This window comes from Arenimonas sp. (assembly GCF_019459675.1).
In the GTDB taxonomy this organism is placed as follows: Bacteria; Pseudomonadota; Gammaproteobacteria; order Xanthomonadales; family Xanthomonadaceae; genus Arenimonas.
In genome coordinates this window covers 1-1765 of record NZ_JAIBFH010000109.1, presented here as the reverse complement: position 1 = coordinate 1765, position 1765 = coordinate 1, and the positions used below count along the sequence as shown (strand labels likewise).

General features: G+C 72.1%; 3 protein-coding genes. 2 read left to right on the top strand and 1 reads right to left on the bottom strand.

Annotated features, from left to right (window positions below):
* The coding region (locus K0M70_RS03960; RefSeq protein ID WP_290779571.1) for a hypothetical protein at positions 1–305 on the top strand (305 nt) is incomplete at its 5' end.
* The gene (locus K0M70_RS03955) at positions 302–784 is read left to right on the top strand and encodes a DUF3106 domain-containing protein (RefSeq protein WP_290779568.1); all 483 of its coding nucleotides are present in this window, start codon (positions 302–304) and stop codon (positions 782–784) included. The genes K0M70_RS03960 and K0M70_RS03955, both read left to right, overlap by 4 nt.
* An 8-nt stretch (positions 785–792) precedes the next feature.
* Here the strand turns inward: K0M70_RS03955 and K0M70_RS03950 are convergent.
* The coding region (locus K0M70_RS03950; RefSeq protein ID WP_290779566.1) for an NAD(P) transhydrogenase subunit alpha at positions 793–1765 on the bottom strand (973 nt) is incomplete at its 5' end.

The following is a 1765-nucleotide window of genomic DNA, read 5'->3' as shown; positions in this document are numbered from 1 at the left end:
GGCCCTGCGCCCGCGTCGACCAGGGCGCCGCCACCCGCCTGCGGCTGGCGCGCCAGGACGCACTGGCGCCCTGGCCGCGCGGACGCCTGGCCGGCGGCTTGGTGCCCGCGGGCGCCTTCGCCGCCGCCGTGATGGCACTGGGCCTGACGTGGTGGCTGCCGCAGCGGACGGCAACGGCGCCCGATGGCGCGGCCATCACGGCCACCGACGTGGAGATCGACGGCCTGATCGCCGACGAAGATCCCGAGCTTTACGCCTGGTTGGCCGATGCGCCCGTCGCCACGCATGCCCGGGGCCCGCAGTGAGCCCTCGCCTGGTATCGCTGGCCATGGCCCTGCTGCTGGCGCTGAGCGCCACGGGCGCCTGCGCCCATTCGGACCCGTCGCACCCAGGCCAGGACCATCGCGTGCCGGAGGGCGTTTCGGTGCCGACGTGGGCCGAATTGAGTCCGCAGCAGCAGGAAAAGTTCGAGCCCCTGCGCGAACGCTGGGACGAGATGCCGGCGTCGCGGCGGGTGCGCGCACTCGAGCGCGCGGAGCGCCATGCGCGCTGGGAAGCGCTGACGCCCGAACAGCGCGAGCGCCTGCGCCACGGCGCACGTAATTTCCGCGACCTGCCGCCGGAGCTGCGCCAGAAGATGCGCGCCAGCATGCAGCGGGTGCACCAGCTGCCCGAGGTCGAGCGGCGCGAACTCAAGCAGCGTTGGCGCGCCATGGACCCCGAACAGCGCCGAAAGTGGCTTGAGGCGGGCGGCCCGGGCGTGGCGCCGCCGCCGGCAGACTGAGGCGCGCCTCAGGCCTTGGCTTCGCCCGCGTGCGAAAGGCAGGTCTTGGCGATCAGGTCGTCAGTCCAGTCCAGCGTCAGCTGGCCGTCCTTGAGTGACAGGGCCAAGAAGTTGAAGACGTTGCGCGCGTACATCTCGCTGGCGTGCAGCGCGCCCATGCTGGCCAGGTTCAAGGGCCCGGCGACGGTGACGCCGTTGCTGTCGATGGTTTCGCCGGGACGGGTGAGTTCGCAGTTGCCGCCGGTCTCGGCCGCCAGGTCCACGATCACGCTGCCGGGCTTCATGCCCGCCACCATCGCAGCGGTGATGATCTTGGGCGCCGGGCGACCCGGCACGGCGGCGGTGGTGACGATAACGTCCACCGTCTTGAGGTGTTCGGCCAGGCGTTTCTGCTGCTCGGCGCGCTCGTCGGCCGTGAGCTCGCGCGCATAGCCGCCCTCGCCCGCCGCGCTGACGCCCAGGTCGAGGAACTTGCCGCCCAGTGATTCGATCTGCTCGCGCGTCTCGGGGCGCACGTCAAAGCCCTCCACCTGCGCGCCCAGCCGGCGCGCGGTGGCGATGGCCTGCAGCCCGGCAACGCCGGCGCCGACAATCAGCACCTTGGACGGACGGATGGTGCCGGCCGCCGTGGTGAGCATGGGGAAATAGCGCGGCGCCAGCTGGGCGGCGATCAGCACAGCCTTGTAGCCGGCGATACCCGCCTGCGACGACAGCACGTCCATGGCTTGTGCCCGCGTGGTGCGCGGCAAGCGCTCGAGTGAAAAGCCGGTAAGACCCGCCTGCACCAGGGCATCGATGCGTCCCGGGTCGGCGTGTGGCGCCAGCAGCCCCACCACCACCGCACCGCGCTTGAGCTTGGCCAGCCGGTCGTTGGCGGGAGGCTGCACGCAGACCAGCACGTCGGCCTGCGCAAGCAGTGCGTCGGCGTCGGCGTCGAATCCGGCGCCCGCGTAGGACTCGTCGCGGAAGTGTGCCGGCACG